The sequence below is a fragment of the Nocardiopsis flavescens genome, assembly GCF_900141985.1.
In the GTDB taxonomy this organism is placed as follows: domain Bacteria; phylum Actinomycetota; class Actinomycetes; order Streptosporangiales; family Streptosporangiaceae; genus Nocardiopsis; species Nocardiopsis flavescens.
Window position 1 is genome coordinate 22,141 of sequence record NZ_FQZK01000038.1, and the last position, 15,874, is coordinate 38,014.

A 15,874-nucleotide genomic window follows, 5' to 3' on the forward strand; every position below is an offset into this window, starting at 1 on the left:
CCCGGTCGCCGGTTCAGCGCCGGTCGCGGACCGCCCGGAGCAGGCGGCCCCCCACCCGGGAGACGGCCCAGACCAGGCCCAGCGCCACGAGGGCGCCCACCGCCATGCCGGCCAGTTCCTCCGGCCCCTCGGCCGCCAGCCGCCCGCTGGCGGCCCGGTACACGATCGAGCCCAGCGCGACCGCCGCGACCAGCAGCGACACCGTGATGACCGCGATCCCCGGCACCCCGAAGAAGTTCCGCCGGGGGCCGGGCGCCGGCGGGTCGTCCAGGTCCGCCCCGGGCCCGGCGGTGACCGCCCCGGGGCGCTTGAAGTAGGCCAGCACCGACCAGTGGCCGCAGGGCTCCCAGCCGTCGGGGGCCAGCCGGGCGGCAAGCCGCTCCCGGTCGGCCCGGTCCGAGCACATCTCCTGGCGGTACTCCCAGGTCTGCGGGGACTCGCCGTCGCGGCGCCCGACGAACCGGCCCAGCCGGTCGACCCGCTCCACCTCCCAGCCCTGGGCCCCGAACGCGTTGAGCCGGGCGGGCGCCTCGAAGGCGTCGGCGGTCCACAGCAGCTCCTCGTCGTCCACCGCCTCCTCCTGCCGCGGCGCGAGCGAGTCGGCGAAGGCCTCCACCGGCCCGAACTCCTCGGCGGGGTCGACGCCGGCGTCCGCCGCGTGCGCGGACAGCTCCGCCAGCAGCGCCCGTGAGCGCTCGGGGTCGACACCGCGCTCGGCGAGCCGCTCGGCCAGTTCCTCGAAGTACGTCATCGGTCCTCCCCGGGGACGAGTACGGTGCGGACGGCGGCGTCGAACTCCACCCAGGCCGCGGTCTGTTCGGCCAGGACGGCGCGCCCGGCACCGGTCAGCCGGTAGTAGCGGCGGCCCGGGCCCCTGTCGGCGGCCCGGAACTCGGCCTCGACCAGGCCCGCCTCCTCCAGGCGGTTGAGCACGGGGTAGAGGGTGCCGCCCTTGATGGTCCCCAGACCCGCCTCGTCCAGCCGCCGGGCGATCGCGTAGCCGTAGCTCTCGCCCTCGGTCAGCCCGGCCAGGACCAGCAGGTCCAGGACTCCCTTGAGCCAGCTCGAACGGCGGTCGGGCCTCATCGGGGGACCCCCCGCGAATCCCGCTCGGACAACTCCACGGAGACTCCTTCGGTTCGACTACCTAGACCATATCCCTACCTAGTTAGGAATACAACCTAGGTGGCCGCACCGACCTCCGGCGGACGGTGCCGGGTCACATGCGCAGCAGGACCTCCCCCATCCGCACGGCCAGGTCGGACTCCTCCAGGTCCCACTCCCCGTCCCGGGCCACGGCCCCGGTCGCCCAGTACGCGACGGGGCCGCCGGGGACGTGCAGCAGCTCGGCGTAGGCCGCGCCGTTGCCGCCGTTGTGCCAGGCCACCGTGCGCCCCTCCAGTTCGAGGAGGACCCAGCCGTACCCGTAGTGCGTGCTCCCGAAGGCGTCCTCCGCCACGTGGGGGGTGAACATCCGCTCCAGGGAGCGCTCGGACAGCACGGCGCCCTCCGACAGCGCCCGGTGCCAGGCGTGCACGTCCCGGGCGGTGGACAGCATCCCGCCGTTGCCGCGCAGGTTCCAGTACGGGCCGTCCTGCGCCCAGGGCCGCTCGTAGGGCCGCCCCAGGGAGGCGCCCCGGGCGTCGTACTCGACCGCGACCCGCGCGTCGTCCCACTCCGGCAGTACGTAGCCGGTGCGCGTCATCCCCGCCGGGGCGAACAGCGCCTCGGCCAGGTACCCCTCGTAGGATCCGGCCACCACCTCGATGACGGCCGCGAGCAGCCCGTACCCGGCGTTGGAGTAGAGGTAGCCGTCCACGGGCGCGGTCTCCCCCACCGCGGCGACGAGGCCCTCCCGGGAGAGTTCGGCGTAGTCGTCGCCCACCGCCTCCACGACGCCGGCGGTGTGGGTGAGCAGGCGGTGCAGGGTGGCGTCCTCCAGCCACCCGGGCAGGCCGGACAGGTAGGCGCCCACGGGGTCGTCCACCGACAGCCCGCCGTCCGCCTCCAGCCGCAGCACGCCGGCGGCCGTGAACTGCTTGGTCAGCGAGCACACGTCGCGGGCGGTGTCCACGTCCACGGCCTGCAACGGGTCACCGCCCGCCGCGGCCAGCACGCTCACCGGCGGCCCCTCGGGGACCAGGTCCGCCAGCAGCTCCCGCGGCGGCCTGGACGCCCGGTGCGCCAGCACCCCGCCTCCCGCAGCGGCAGCCGCCACGGCGATGCCGCCGCCGATCAGGAACCCGCGTCGTGTCCGCACTCCCACGCCCCTCCTCGTCCGCCGCCGGCGCGGGAACAGGGCGTCCCCCACATCATGCCCGCCCCCCGCGCGAGGGTCCATCCCGGGAGGGCCCCGAAAACCTGCCCCCCGACACGACGAAAGCGGCCCCCGCGAAGAGGCCGAAAACCTCGAACAGGAACCGCCCCGACAACCCACGGCCACACGGCCACACACCCACACGGCCGGTCGATACGACACCCCCCGCACCCGACCGACACCACACAGCCCACCCCCACCACAAGGAGCGACCCCGGGGTCCAGAAACCTCCCCCGAACACAACAAAAGCGGCCCCGCAAAGAGACCGAAAGCCTCTCGAACAGGAACCGCCCCGACACCCCACGGCCACACGGCCACACACCCACACGGCCGGTCGATACGACATCCCCCGCACCCGACCGGCACGACGCAGCCCACCCCCACCACAGGGGGTCGCCTCGGGGGGTTCGGGGGGTCTCCCCCCGGCAGGAATGACGAAGGCGACCCCGCGAGCAAGCGCAGCTTGCGAACAGGGTCGCCTTCGGCGAGTGGAGGTGGCGGGAATCGAACCCGCGTCCTTCGATGACGAGCCAGAGCTTCTCCGGGTGCAGTCTGTAGTGTCGCTCTACTCGGCCCCAGCGCTTGTACAGACACATCGCTGACAGGCCCAGCCACGAAAATGTCCCGCTCGGGCCCCGTGGCCTGATCCGTGCGGTGAGTCATCTGGCTGATGCCGGTACCCGGGCCGATGACGAGCCCGGACCGACAGAGTCGCTATCGCTTAGGCAGCGAGAGCGAACTCAGTGCGCTTGGAATTGGCACTTGTGTTTAGCGTGAACGCAGGATTAACGAGGTCACGAACACAACCCTCGACCCGCTTCCCCTGAAACGCCTACCGAAGTCGAAACCGATCACCCCCTGTGAAGTTGTCAAGGCTCCCCCGGCCGTGGCCGGCGGTGCCCGCAACGAGCGGTCCGGACCCGGGGGCCCTCTCGCTCTGTGGTCACTCTACCCGTTCAACGCTCCGGGGGCCAAGCGGATTCCCGGGGGCGGCGACCTCTTGCGAACAGGGAGAAACCCCCGCGGGGCGGACTCAGAGTGGTCGACGCTCTCCCGCGGGGGCCGGTCGGCAGGGTCGGGCCGACCGTTGGAAACCGACAGGTTCTCCCCCGAGAGGAGGTCCTGCCTCCCACGCTGGCCCGCTTCCCCCTGTCGCGGTGCCAGGCACCCGGGAAGACGCGGGCGGTCCTCCCCGGGGTTGCGGGAGGACCGCCCGTTTTGCCCGATCAGGGCATGATCTGTACGGCCGGATTACCAGCCGGTCTCCTCGGTCGCGTTGAGATCGGCCTCGGCGAGCGGCTCCTCGACGGGGGTCTGGCCCTCGATGCCCGGCTCCATGCCCGGCCCGGCCCCCGGCTCGGTCCCGGCCTGGGGCTCGGGCACCCCGTTGGCCATGCCCGACAGGAAGGACTGCGCGGCGGCGACCGCGTACTGCGACCACAGCGTCTGGGCCGGGTCGACCTCGGCCAGCACCGCGAACGCCACGGTCCCCTGGTAGCCCACGAACCAGTGCAGGGACGTCTCCCCCTGCTCGGTGCGCACGGCCTGGCCGTGCACCTCTCCCTCGCCCACGCCGACGGTCAGCTCGGGCATGCGCTGGACGACGGCCTCGCGCAGGCCCTCGCGGACCACCTGGAGTCCGGCGCCGTCCAGGGCGGTGCCCCCGGCGGCGGTCTCGCCGCGCACCAGCTGCGGCGGGTGCCAGGAGCCGTCCGCCACGGCACCGGCGACCAGGGCCATGCCCAGCGGGCTGACCCGGACCCCGTGCTCGCCGATCATCGCGGAGGCCGTCTCGACCTCGTCGCCGCCGACCTCGACCTCACCCGCGGAGGCGGGAACGGCCAGCTGCCAGTCGTGGCCGATCCCGAGTTCGCGCGCGGTGGCCGCGAGCGCCTCGGCGCCGACCGCCTCGCCCAGCGACGCGAAGCCGACGTTGCAGCTGAAGGCGATGTTGCGGACCAGGCTGGGGTCGAAGCTCAGCGAGCCCTGGCTCGGGTTGGTGAAGGTCTGGCCGCCGATCTCGACGCTCGGCCCGCAGGGGACCTCGCTGTCCGGGGTCGCGGCGCCGGTCTCCAGGGCGGCCAGGGCGGCGACCACGCCGAAGGTCCCGCCGGGCTTGTACGAGCCGGTGAAGGCCTGGTCGTCGCCGGTGTTGCCGGAGGCGTTGGCCGCGGCCAGGATCTCGCCGCCGGCGGAGTCCACGGCCACCAGGTAGCCGTTGCCGGGGAGCCCGGTGAGCGCGTTCTCCGCCGCCCGCTGCACCTCGGCGTCCAGGGTGGTGTCGATGCCGCCGCTCTGCTCGCCCTCCCAGGACTCCAGGGTCCCGGTGACCTCGCCGTCGGCGTCCAGGGTGACGACCCGCGTGGTCGCCGAGCCGGCCAGTTCGTGCTGGTAGATGTTCTGGAGCCCGCTCAGGCCGACGGTGTCGCCCGCCTGGTAGGTGCCCGGGACGCGGGAGGAGACGCGGTGCTCCGCGGTTCCGGCGACCTCGCCGACCACGAACGGCGCGGAGGCCGGGGTCAGGTTGATCTCCACCTCCTGCACGTCCGCGCCGGAGATGGCGCGGACGTCGGACAGCAGCGAGTCGTCCACGCTGGAGTTGCGCATGAGCACCAGCGGCTGGAACTGCTCGGGCGGGGCCGAGCGGACCCGGTTGAGCAGCGGGTCGGGGTCCTCTTCGAGGAGTTCGGCCAGTTCGGTGACCCCGCCCTCCTTGTCCTCCATCTCGGCGGGCACCACGCCGAAGGCGCTCACCCGGTCGGCGGTGACCAGCGGCTCGCCCTCGCGGTCGAGGATCTGGCCGCGCTCCTGGGTCTCGTAGCTGACCGCGAGGCGCTCGTCGACGCCCAGGTCGGGGTGCAGGACGCCGGAGGACCAGGTGATCTTCCAGCCGTCGGGACCCCAGGTGAGCGGCATGCGGCCGGTGTAGTCCCAGGTGGGGTCGCCGATGCCGAGGTCGGCGTGGACCGAGAACTCGGCGGTGGCGTCCTCGCCCTCCCGGGAGATCCGGCCGAGGCCGAACCGCAGGGAGGCGAGGTCGAGCTGCTCGGTCATGTCCGTGAGGGCGCGCTCGACCTCCTCGGGCTCGCCATCGGTGTACCGGGCCGCCTCCGCGTGGTCCCCGCCCTGCCAGGCGAGCAGGAAGGACCTGACGGCCACCTCCGGGCTGGGGTGCGGGGTACAGGCGGCCAGGGCGGCAACGAGGAGCAGGGCGCTACCGACGGCCGCGGTCCTGCGGCCGGTGGGACGGGGGGACACCGTGTGTGTTCCTTTCGAGCGCCTCATCGGTTGCGTTGGCGGAGCGCGCGTTCCATGTCCCGCTTCGCCTCGCGTTCGGCGATGTCCTGGCGCTTGTCGTATTCGCGCTTACCGCGTGCCAGAGCGATCTCGACCTTGACCCGTCCGTCGCTGAAGTACAGCGCCAGCGGGATCAGCGTGTACCCGGGCTCGCGGGTCTTGCCGATGAGCCGCGAGATCTGCGCGCGGTGCAGCAGTAGCTTACGCGATCGGCGGGACGCGTGGTTGGTCCACGTGCCCTGTGAGTACTCGGGGATGTGCACGTGTTCCAGCCACACCTCGCCGTCGCCGATGTGCGCGAAACCGTCGACGATGGACGCCCGGCCCTCCCGGAGCGATTTCACCTCGGTACCGGTGAGGACGATCCCCGCCTCGTAGGTCTCGTCGATGTGGTATTCGTGCCGGGCACGCCGATTCTGCGCGATGAGCTTGCGCCCGGTTTCCCGTGCCACTGAGCTGTCCCTTCAATACGTCCGGGGGGCACGAGGCCCCCCGTTCGGTCGTGTCCGTCCCCGACGGCACGCGTCAGACCTTGAGGTACCGGCGCAGCGTGAGGAAGGAGGTGACGGTGCACAGGAGCACACCGAGGATCATCGAAACACCGATCACGTACATGAGCGAACCGGTGCCCAGCGCCACGTCGAACTGGAACCAGTCCTCCACCCGGGTCAGCAGCGTGAACCGCGTGGCCACGATGAACCCGGAGGCGATCAGGCCGCCGACCAGGCCGGCGATCGCCCCTTCGAGGAGGAAGGGGAGCTGGATGTAGAAGTTCGAGGCGCCGACCAGGCGCATGATGCCCGTCTCGCGGCGGCGGCTGTAGGCCGACAGGCGGATGGTGTTGCCGATCAGCAGCGCGGCGGCGGCCAGCTGCACGCCGGCGACCAGCAGCGCGGACCACTTGAGCCCGTCGAGCAGCCCGAAGAACTGCTCCAGGACCCGCTGGTCGTTGGAGATGGAGTCGACGCCGGGGCTGCCCTCGACGGCGGCCCGCACGGTGTCGTAGTACTCCGGGTTGGTGAGCTGCACCCGGAAGTTGTCCGGGATGTCACCCTCCTGCGCGGCGGCGGCCAGGGCCTCGTTGGAGGCGCCCAGGCGCTCCTGGAAGTCCTGCCAGGCCTCGGCGGCGGTCAGGTAGGTGACGTCCTGGACCTGCTCCATCCCGTTGAGCTTGCCCTCCAGCGCCTCGCGGTCCTCGTCGGTGGCGGGCCCGTTGTCCTGGCAGACGGCGGTCGGCGAGATCTCGTTGCACATGTAGATGGTGAGCGTGATCCGCTCGTCCCAGTAGTTGCGCATCTCGGACACCTGCTGGTTGACCAGCAGGCCGGCACCGAACAGCGCCAGTGAGATGGCCACCGTCGTGATGACGGCGATCGTCATCGTCAGGTTGCGACGCAGACCGATCCACGTCTCGGAGAGAACGAATTGTGCTCGCATGATCTGTTAAAGGTCCATCCTTGGGTGGTTCGCCGCGCCGGTCCGATCCTCGCCGCGGGCTGGGCCGCCCGGCGCCGGGCGCGCCAGAAGGTCAGTACGCCTGGCCGTAGACGCCGCGCGTCTGGTCGCGCACCACCAGGCCCTCTTCAAGCTCGATCACGCGCTTGCGCATCGAGTCGACGATGGCGGCGTCGTGGGTCGCCATGACGACGGTGGTACCCGTGCGGTTGATCCGGTCGAGGACCTTCATGATGCCGATGGAGGTCGCGGGGTCGATGTTGCCGGTGGGCTCGTCGGCCAGCAGGATCTGCGGACGGTTGACGAACGCGCGGGCGATCGCCACGCGCTGCTGCTCGCCGCCGGAGAGCTCGTTGGGCATGCGGCCCGCCTTGCCCTCCAGGCCGACCAGCTCCACGACCTCGGGCACCACCTTGCGGATGAACCGGCGGGGCTTGCCGATGACCTCCAGCGCGAACGCGACGTTCTCGAAGACGTTCTTGTTCGGCAGCAGGCGGAAGTCCTGGAAGACGCACCCGATCCGGCGGCGCAGGTGCGGCACCTTCCAGTTGGAAAGGCGCGCGAGGTCCTTGCCGGCCACGTTCACGCGGCCCTTGTCGGGCTTCTCCTCCTTGAGGACCAACCGGAGGAAGGTCGACTTGCCGGAGCCGGACGGGCCGACGAGGAAGACGAACTCGCCCTTGTCTACGTCAATGGAAACGCCGTCGAGCGCGGGGCGCTTCTGGGTCGGATAGACCTTGGTGACGTTGTCGAAGTGGATCACAGGCGCATCACAAGGTTCTCGAAGGTATGGGTACCCGCGGCGGAGAGGACTCCGCGCGGGGATCGTACCGGCCGCATGGCCAACCGACAGTGTAGAGGGGGGAACGACCCGGATCGTCCAGGCCGCGTCTCACCCGAAGATTCCGCTCACCATCGGACAACAGCCACGAGCATATCGGAGGTGTCAACCGATGATAACGTTCACATATAGCCGTTTCGGTAAAACCGCGGAGTCGTGAGCATCACCATTGGGATACAACCCGCGCATTCTTCCCATTGCGCTCACCCGTAGCATCCACACCGACACCGAGCGTGCCCACTCCGTCGCTCCGTGCGGTCGGACCCCGGATATTACAGGGAGAAGGTCCCCGCGCACCGGCGCCCCTCCGAGGGCCGGCGCCGCCCTTTCGCGAGACGGTGACGGCCGGGCCCCGCGCGTCGCGGGGACGGGGTCCCCGGTTCCGTGCGGGCCGCCCGGCCGGTCGGCGTGTCGCGGTGTCAGGCCTCCTCGGCCCGCTCCCGGCTGCGCATCCAGCGGATCTCGGCGTCGATGAACTCGTCGATCTCGCCGTCCAGCACCGCCGCGGTGTTGCCCGTCTCCGCGCCGGTCCGCACGTCCTTGACGCTCTGGTAGGGCTGGAGGACGTAGTTGCGCATCTGGGTGCCCCAGCTGCTCACCGACTCGCCGCGGATGTCGTTGAGCGCCGCCTGCTCCTCCTCGCGCTTGCGCGCCAGCAGCTTGGCCTGGAGCATCGTCATCGCGGTCGCCTTGTTCTGGAGCTGGGACCGCTCGTTCTGGCAGGACACCACGATGCCGGTGGGCAGGTGGGTGATGCGCACCGCCGAGTCGGTGGTGTTGACGCCCTGGCCGCCGGGGCCCGAGGAGCGGTACACGTCGATCCGCAGCTCGGTCTCGTCGATGTCGATGTGGTCGCTCTGCTCCACCACCGGGACGACGTCCACCCCGGCGAAGGAGGTCTGGCGTCGGTTCTGGTTGTCGAACGGGGAGATGCGGACCAGGCGGTGGGTGCCGTGCTCGCCGCGCAGGGTGCCGTAGGAGAAGGGCGCCTTGACCGCGAACGAGGTGGACTTGATGCCCGCCTCCTCCGCGTAGGAGGTCTCGTAGATCTCCGTCGGGTAGCCGTGCCGCTCGGCCCAGCGCAGGTACATGCGCTGGAGCATCTGCGCCCAGTCCGCGGCGTCCACCCCGCCGGCCTGGGAGTTGATGGTGACGAGGGCCTCGTGCTCGTCGTGCGGGCCGTTGAGGAGGGTGCGCACCTCCAGCTCGCCGATCTCCTTGCGGAGCTGCTCCAGCTCGCGGTCGGCCTCCGCCCGGGTGTCGGCGTCGTCCTCGGCCTCGGCCAGCTCGTAGAGCACGCCCAGGTCGTCGAGCCGCCGGCCGATGCCCTCGACCTTGTTGACCATGGACTCCAGGCTGGAGAGTTCGCGCGTCACCTTCTGCGCGTTGCCCTGGTCGGCCCACAGCTCCGGGTCGGCGGACTGCTCGCGCAGCTCCGCGATCCGGGTGCGCATCGCCTCCAGGTCCAAGACGGCGGTGACGCTCGCCAGGGTCGCCGCGAGGTCCTTGATCTTCTCTGCTGGGTCCAGTTCTGCCACGGACCCCAGTGTAGGCCCCCGCCCCGCGGGGACCGCCACCGGAAACGGCGCCGGCCGCGCCGGCGGCGCCCTCCCCCGGCGGACCCGGTCGGCGGGGGTCCCGGCCGCGGGGGCGCGGCGGGCGGCCGGGTACCGGCCCGCCCGCCACGGGCGTCGGCCGCCGGCGCCCGTGGCGGGCGGCGGCGGCCGACGGAGGAGACGTGCGGGCCCGGCGGTCCGGGCCCCGGCGGTCAGCCGTCGACCAGGGCGCGGAAGGACCGCAGCGCCACCGACAGGGTGGCCAGGTCGAACCGCTCGTTCTCCTGGATCTCCGACAGGGTGATGCCGGCCCGCTGGACGGACTCCCGGTTCTGCTCGAACCAGGACAGCATCAGCTTCTCGACCGGGTCGTCCGGGGCGCCGGCCTCCAGCACCCGGCCGGTGAGGGCCGCGTGCGCCTCGTACAGGTCGTCGCGCAGCGCGCCGCGCGCCATCGTCCCCCAGCGGTCGTCCCGCGGCAGGTCGATGATCCGCTCCCGCCACCAGCTGACGTTGAGGCGGTCGGCCAGCTCGAAGTACAGCTCCGCGACCTTCTCCACCGGGCGGCCGGTGCGGTGCGCGATCTCCACCAGGTCCAGGGTGGAGTAGGCGGGCACCATCACCGCGACCCGCTCGGCGAGGCCGGCCGGGACCCCCAGGCCCACGTAGCGGTCGCGGCGCTCGACGAACGCCTCCCGGTCCCGGCCGCGCAGCAGGCCCACCAGGCGGCCCAGGACCTCCCCCACGCCCTCGGAGAAGAACCCGATCTCGGTGCGGATGTCGAACGGGAAGCTGCGGTTGCGCAGCAGCCACCGGGCCGAGCGCTCGGCGAGCTTGCGGGTCTCCAGCAGCAGGGTGAGCTGGCTGTCCACCGAGATCCGGTGGTCCAGCTCCTCCACCCCGTTCCAGAACTCCTGGAGGCGCAGCACCTCCTGGGACACCAGGTAGGCGCGGGCGATGTCCGCCCCGCTGGAGCCCAGCTCCTCGTTGAGGCGGAAGGCGAAGGTCAGCCCGGAGCGGTTGACCATCTGGTTGACGACCTGGTTGACGATGACCTCCCGCCGCAGCGGGTGGGTGGCCACCGCGCGGGCGAACCGCTCCGTGCGCAGCGGCGTCGGGAAGTAGCCGGCCAGGGTGTCGGCCAGGTACGGGTCCTCGGCGAGGTCGGACAGGCCGATCTGCTCCTTGAGGCTGATCTTGGTGTAGGACAGCAGCGTCGCGAACTCCGGGCCGGTCAGGCCCCGGCCCGCGGCGCGCCGCTCCGCGATCGCCTTGTCGGAGGGCAGGTCCTCCAGCTTGCGCTTGAGGACCTTGGTGCGCTCCAGGTGGCGCATGTAGCGGCCGTGGACGTGCAGCATCTGGTGGGCCTGCTTGCGGGCGGCGGCCAGCACCGTGTTCTGCGCGTAGTTGTTGTCCAGGACCAGGTCGGCGACCTCGTCGGTCATGTCGATGAACAGGCTGTCGCGTTCGTCGGCGCCCAGGGAGCCGTCACGCACCTCCCGGTCGAGCATGATCTTGATGTTCACCTCGTGGTCGGAGGTGTCCACGCCGGCCGAGTTGTCGATGAAGTCGGTGTTGACCCGGACCCCCTCGCGGGCCGCCTCGATGCGGGCCGGCTGGGTCAGGCCCAGGTTGCCGCCCTCCCCGACGACCTTGACGCGCAGTTCGGCGGCGTCGACGCGGACCTGGTCGTTGGCCTTGTCCCCGACCTCGGCGTGGGTCTGGGAGACGGACTTGACGTAGGTGCCGATGCCGCCGTTCCACAGCAGGTCCACGGGGGCGGTGAGGACCCGGCGGATCAGCTCGTCGGGGGTCAGCGCGGTGACGTCGTCCCCGATGCCCAGGACCGTGCGGACCTGCGGGGAGACCGGCACCGACTTGGCCGTGCGCGGGTACACGCCGCCGCCCTCGGTGATCAGCGCCGGGTCGTAGTCCTCCCAGGTGCTGCGCGGCAGCCGGAAGAGCCGCTCGCGCTCCACCCAGGAGGTGTGCGGGTCGGGGTCGGGGTCGAGGAAGACGTGCCGGTGGTCGAACGCGGCGACCAGCCTGATCTTCTGCGACAGCAGCATGCCGTTGCCGAACACGTCGCCGGACATGTCGCCGACGCCCACGACGGTGAAGGGGTCGTTCTGGACGTCGACGCCCGTCTCCCGGAAGTGGTACTTGACCGACTCCCAGGCGCCGCGGGCGGTGATGCCCATGGCCTTGTGGTCGTAGCCGACCGAGCCGCCGGAGGCGAAGGCGTCGCCCAGCCAGAAGCCGCGCTCCTTGGAGATCGCGTTGGCGATGTCGGAGAACGTCGCCGTGCCCTTGTCGGCGGCCACCACCAGGTAGGAGTCGTCACCGTCGTGCAGCACGGTGCGCTCGGGGTGGACGACGGCGCCGTCGACCAGGTTGTCCGTGACGTCGAGCAGGCCGCTGATGAAGTCCTTGTAGCAGGCGACCACCTCGGCCATGACCTGCTCGCGGGTGCCGCCCTCGGGCAGGTGCTTGCAGACGAAGCCGCCCTTGGCCCCGCTGGGGACGATGACGGAGTTCTTGACCATCTGCGCCTTGACCAGGCCCAGGACCTCGGTGCGGAAGTCCTCCAGCCGGTCCGACCAGCGCAGGCCGCCGCGGGCGACCTTGCCGAAGCGCAGGTGGACGCCCTCGACGCGCGGCGAGTAGACGTACATCTCCAGCCGGGGCCGGGGCTGGGGCAGGTCCGGGATGCTCTGCGGGTCCAGCTTGAGGACCAGGTACGGGTGGTCCTGGTAGTGGTTGGTGCGCAGGGTGGCCCGGATGACCGCCAGGAAGGACCGCAGGACGCGGTCGTGGTCCAGGCTGGCCACCGACTCCAGCTCGGCCTCGATCTTGGCGACGACGGCCCCGGCGCGCTCGTCCCGGCCCTCGTCGGGCTGGTCGGGGTCGAAGCGGGCCTGGAACAGGTCCACGAGCAGGCCGGTGATGCCGACGTTGGCCGCCAGGATGTCGGCCAGGAAGTCGGGGGTGAAGGTGGACCCGGCCTGGCGCAGGTACTTGGCGTAGGCGCGCAGCACGGTGAGCTGGCGCCAGCCCAGGCCGGCGCGGACCACGAGGGTGTTGAAGCGGTCGGACTCGCCCAGGCCCTGCCAGGAGGCGTCGAAGGCGTCCTCGAACAGCTCCTTGAGGCGGGCGTCGGGCAGGTCCGCGGCGGTGATGGGGCCCAGGCCGAAGTCGTAGATCCAGACCTTGCCCACGCCCTGGACGTTGATGTCGTAGGGCCACTCGTCGACCATCTCGACGCCCAGGTGCTCCAGCACCGGCAGGACCCGGGACAGGGAGATGGGCTCGCCGACGCGGTAGACGCGGAAGCGCCAGGCGTCGCCGTCGGAGTGCCGGTACAGGTCCGCCGAGAACGCGCCGTGCCGGTCGTCCGGCCCGGTGCGCCCCAGCAGCGACTCCAGTGCGCCGATGTCGCCCGCGGCGACCTCGGGCGTGTTGTCGACCTTGTAGGCCTCGGTGAGGCCGGAGGAGTACCGCTCCTTGTACTCGGTCGCCTTGTCGGGGCCGAAGGCGTCGGTGAGGGCGTCGTCGAAGTCGGCGTCCCAGGAGCGGGCGGCCCGGCGGACCTTCTCCTCCAGGGCGAGCTGGTCGATGTCGGCCAGGGTCTCCCCGTGCCGGGCGCGCGCCACCAGGTAGAGGCGGGCCAGCGGGGCGGCGCCGATCATGACGTTGTGGTCCATGGTCGCGCCCTGGAAGGCCTCGGCGAGGACCTGCTGGATGTCCAGGCGCACGCGGGTGCTGTACTCGTCGCGCGGCATGTAGACGAAGCAGGACATGTACCGGCCGCCGTAGGGGTCGCGGCGCATGAACAGCTTGGTGCCCCGCCGGTCGCGCAGGCGCATCACGCCGCGGACGATCGTGTACAGCTCCCCCACCGGGATCTGGAGCAGCTCCTCGCGGGGGAAGGTCTCCAGCAGCTCGGTGAGGTCGCGTCCGTCGTAGCTGTCCGCCTCGAACCCGGCCAGGGCCAGGACCTCGGCCTGCTTGCGGCGCAGGATGGGGATCTGGGCCAGGCCGGTGTTGGTGGCCTGGGAGGTGAACAGCCCCAGGAAGCGGCGCTCGCCGACGATATTGCCCTGGGCGTCGAACTTCTTGACGCCGATGTAGTCCAGGTACTTGGGGCGGTGCACGGTGGAGTACGAGTTGGCCTTGGTCAGCACCAGGATGTAGGGCTCGCGGGCCTTCCCGCGGATCTCCGGCGGCAGGGCGGCGAAGCTGGTGGAGACCGGGGAGTCCATGCGCATGATGCCCAGGCCGGTGCCGGGCTCCGGGCGCAGGGCGTCGTCGCCGTTCTCGTCGGTGACCAGCGCGTACTCGCGGTACCCCAGGAAGGTGAAGTGGCGTCCGGCGACCCAGCGCAGGAAGTCGACGCTCTCGCCGATCTCGCGGGCGTCCACGCCCCCGGCGACGAGGCGGTCGGGGTAGGCGGCCAGCTCGTCGGCGATCCGGATGGCCCGGTCGCTCATCTTGGCGGCGTCCTCGTCCACGTAGCGGACGTCGTTGAGGACGTCCTCCAGCCGCGCGGTGATCTCCTTGATGCGCTCGGGGTCGGTCTGCCGGTCGATCTCGATGTGCATCCACGACTCGTCGACGGGCAGCAGGCCCTCGCCGCCGATCTCCGGGTCGATCTGGCGGAGGTTCCCCTCCAGGTCGCGCCCCACGGTCATCTGCGGGTGGATGATCAGGCGGATGCCGGCGTTGAGCCCGCGCAGGGCCATCGTCACGGACGAGACGAGGAAGGGCGCGTTGTCGGTGACGGCCTCGACGACGCTGGAGCGCAGGTCCCAGCCGTCGCGCTCCACGGTCGGGGTGTACACGCGGACCTTGGCCCGGCCGGGGCGGCGCCGCGCGCCGAAGGAGCGGTGCGCCTCGGCCATCCCGCAGATCTGCTCGGGCGTGCGCCCGGCGATCTCCTCCGGGTCGATGTGCCGGTAGTAGAGCGGGAGGAAGCGGCGGACGGACTCGGCCTCGTCGGCGCCGAGCCGCGGGCCGGGAGACCACTTGGTCGCCGCTTCGGCGAGCAGCTGCTGGAGGGTGCCGTCGGTTTGCCCGGACATGTGTCTATCTCACTCCTTTGTGAGCAACGTCGCACGAGCGCTGTGGGATCACCGGGTCATGTGTCCTGTGAATCCCTGAGCTGATGTGTGATTTTTCGTGAGCGGCGGAGGCCGTACGCGGCCCCGGTGCCGCTGGTGTGGTGGTGTGACCTGTGCGCACAGGCTGGAAGAAAGAGGCGACGGACGCCATTGTCACTGCCTCGTCCAAGAACACAGGCTACTGGTTTTCCCGTCCGAGGGCAGGAGCAACACCGTTAACCCACGGTTACACACTGTAAGAAACGGATTGCGGCGGTCGGTGGCGATGTACACGAGGGGTTCACCTCGACCCGGTAGGGGCGTACGTGTCGTTGTCGAGCCGTTGTCGGGGGGTGGGGGCGGGGGCGGGGTGTAGGGGAGTGGTCGGGTGGGGCGGAAAGGCGGCCGGGCGCAGCGCCGGGAGGGCGGGTCGGGCGGAGGGCGTCCGCGGGTGGCGCAGGGCCGCCGCCGGGTTCACAGGGCGGCGGTGGGATCGGTCAGCTGGTGGACGGCGGTCATGACGGCGCGGGGGTCGGTCAGGTCGGGCAGGACGACCTGCGCGCCCGCCTCGCGCAGTCTGCCCTCGGTGGTGGGCCCGTTGAGGACCCCCACGGGAACGGCGCCGCCGATCAGCGCGGCCCGCACGTCCGGGACGTTGTCGGTGATCAGGACGGTCTTGGAGTCGGGGATCATCCCGCCCTCCGCCGCGTGCAGGCGGATGGACTGGATGAGCGTGGACTTGGGGTAGTTGACCGACCCGTACCCGCCGATGGCCAGGTTCAGGTAGGGATCCAGGCCGAAGGCGACCAGCTTGGCGGTCGCCACCGCCCGGGGACTGCCGCTGACCACGGTCTGCGCGGTCCCGGGGAGCGAGGCGACGGCGGCCAGCGAGGCCGCCGCCCCCGGCATCACCCTGCCCTTGGCGGCCAGCTCCCCCGCCCGGGTCTCGAACGACGTCTCCAGCTCCGTCAGGAACTGGGAGAGGGTGTCGACGTCGGGCTCGATGTCGACGTAGTTGCGGGCGCAGAACTCGAAGAACATCTCGGAGTCGGTGCGCCCCGCGGTCGAGGTCAGGTAGACCAGGGGCTCACCGGTGACCTTCTCGAAGGCCTCGGCGTAGGCGGCCCGCATGACCCGGCCGACGTCGAGGAGCGTGAGGTCGATGTTCCATAGCACCAGGCGGCTGATGGCGAACTCCTCGGGTGATGCACGGCAGTCGGACCCCCCTATTGTGCCGCACGCCCGATTCGTGTGGAGAACCCCGTCCGGGACCGGCCATGGGGGGTGGGAGGTGCGGGTGGGGAGGGG

At 71.3% G+C, this 15,874-nt stretch carries 10 protein-coding genes and 1 other RNA gene; all 11 read right to left on the reverse strand.

Annotation, left to right across the window (positions count from 1 at the left end; translation table 11 throughout):
- Positions 1-13: 13 nt before the first annotated feature.
- The gene (locus tag BUE45_RS29630) at positions 14-751 is read right to left on the reverse strand and encodes a DUF2812 domain-containing protein (RefSeq protein ID WP_073384226.1); all 738 of its coding nucleotides are present in this window, start codon (positions 749-751) and stop codon (positions 14-16) included.
- Positions 748-1,086: a PadR family transcriptional regulator gene (locus BUE45_RS29635; RefSeq protein ID WP_073384227.1), complete on the reverse strand. Its 339-nt coding sequence runs from the start codon at positions 1,084-1,086 to the stop codon at positions 748-750. The genes BUE45_RS29630 and BUE45_RS29635 overlap by 4 nt, the downstream gene beginning before the upstream one ends.
- A 133-nt stretch (positions 1,087-1,219) precedes the next feature.
- Positions 1,220-2,260, reverse strand: a complete 1,041-nt coding sequence (locus tag BUE45_RS29640; RefSeq protein ID WP_073384228.1) for a serine hydrolase domain-containing protein — start codon at positions 2,258-2,260, stop codon at positions 1,220-1,222.
- Positions 2,261-2,804: 544 nt separating this feature from the next.
- Positions 2,805-3,177, reverse strand: a transfer-messenger RNA (tmRNA) gene (ssrA, locus tag BUE45_RS29645).
- Positions 3,178-3,569: 392 nt separating this feature from the next.
- The gene (locus BUE45_RS29650) at positions 3,570-5,576 is read right to left on the reverse strand and encodes a penicillin-binding transpeptidase domain-containing protein (protein ID WP_073384229.1); all 2,007 of its coding nucleotides are present in this window, start codon (positions 5,574-5,576) and stop codon (positions 3,570-3,572) included.
- Between the two features lie 23 nt (positions 5,577-5,599).
- Positions 5,600-6,067: an SsrA-binding protein SmpB gene (gene smpB / locus BUE45_RS29655; RefSeq protein ID WP_073384230.1), complete on the reverse strand. Its 468-nt coding sequence runs from the start codon at positions 6,065-6,067 to the stop codon at positions 5,600-5,602.
- A gap of 73 nt (positions 6,068-6,140) precedes the next feature.
- Positions 6,141-7,052 (reverse strand): permease-like cell division protein FtsX, encoded by a 912-nt coding sequence (ftsX, locus tag BUE45_RS29660; RefSeq protein WP_218619605.1) that lies wholly within the window; start codon positions 7,050-7,052, stop codon positions 6,141-6,143.
- A gap of 91 nt (positions 7,053-7,143) precedes the next feature.
- On the reverse strand, positions 7,144-7,833 hold the full coding sequence (gene ftsE / locus BUE45_RS29665; RefSeq protein WP_073384232.1) for a cell division ATP-binding protein FtsE: 690 nt from the start codon (positions 7,831-7,833) through the stop codon (positions 7,144-7,146).
- A 497-nt stretch (positions 7,834-8,330) separates the two neighbouring features.
- Positions 8,331-9,449 (reverse strand): peptide chain release factor 2, encoded by a 1,119-nt coding sequence (prfB, locus tag BUE45_RS29670; protein WP_073384233.1) that lies wholly within the window; start codon positions 9,447-9,449, stop codon positions 8,331-8,333.
- A 230-nt stretch (positions 9,450-9,679) separates the two neighbouring features.
- On the reverse strand, positions 9,680-14,548 hold the full coding sequence (locus BUE45_RS29675; RefSeq protein WP_073384234.1) for an NAD-glutamate dehydrogenase: 4,869 nt from the start codon (positions 14,546-14,548) through the stop codon (positions 9,680-9,682).
- Positions 14,549-15,040: 492 nt separating this feature from the next.
- Complete coding sequence (locus tag BUE45_RS29680; protein ID WP_073384235.1) at positions 15,041-15,742, reverse strand: HAD family hydrolase; 702 nt, start codon at positions 15,740-15,742, stop codon at positions 15,041-15,043.
- Positions 15,743-15,874 lie beyond the last annotated feature (132 nt).

Coding starts and splice junctions, on each gene's coding strand:
- BUE45_RS29630 (WP_073384226.1), bottom strand. CDS start 751: ATGACGTACTTCGAGGAACTGGCCGAGCGGCTCGCCGAGCGCGGTGTC.
- BUE45_RS29635 (WP_073384227.1), bottom strand. CDS start 1,086: ATGAGGCCCGACCGCCGTTCGAGCTGGCTCAAGGGAGTCCTGGACCTG.
- ftsX (WP_218619605.1), bottom strand. CDS start 7,052: ATGCGAGCACAATTCGTTCTCTCCGAGACGTGGATCGGTCTGCGTCGC.
- BUE45_RS29675 (WP_073384234.1), bottom strand. CDS start 14,548: ATGTCCGGGCAAACCGACGGCACCCTCCAGCAGCTGCTCGCCGAAGCG.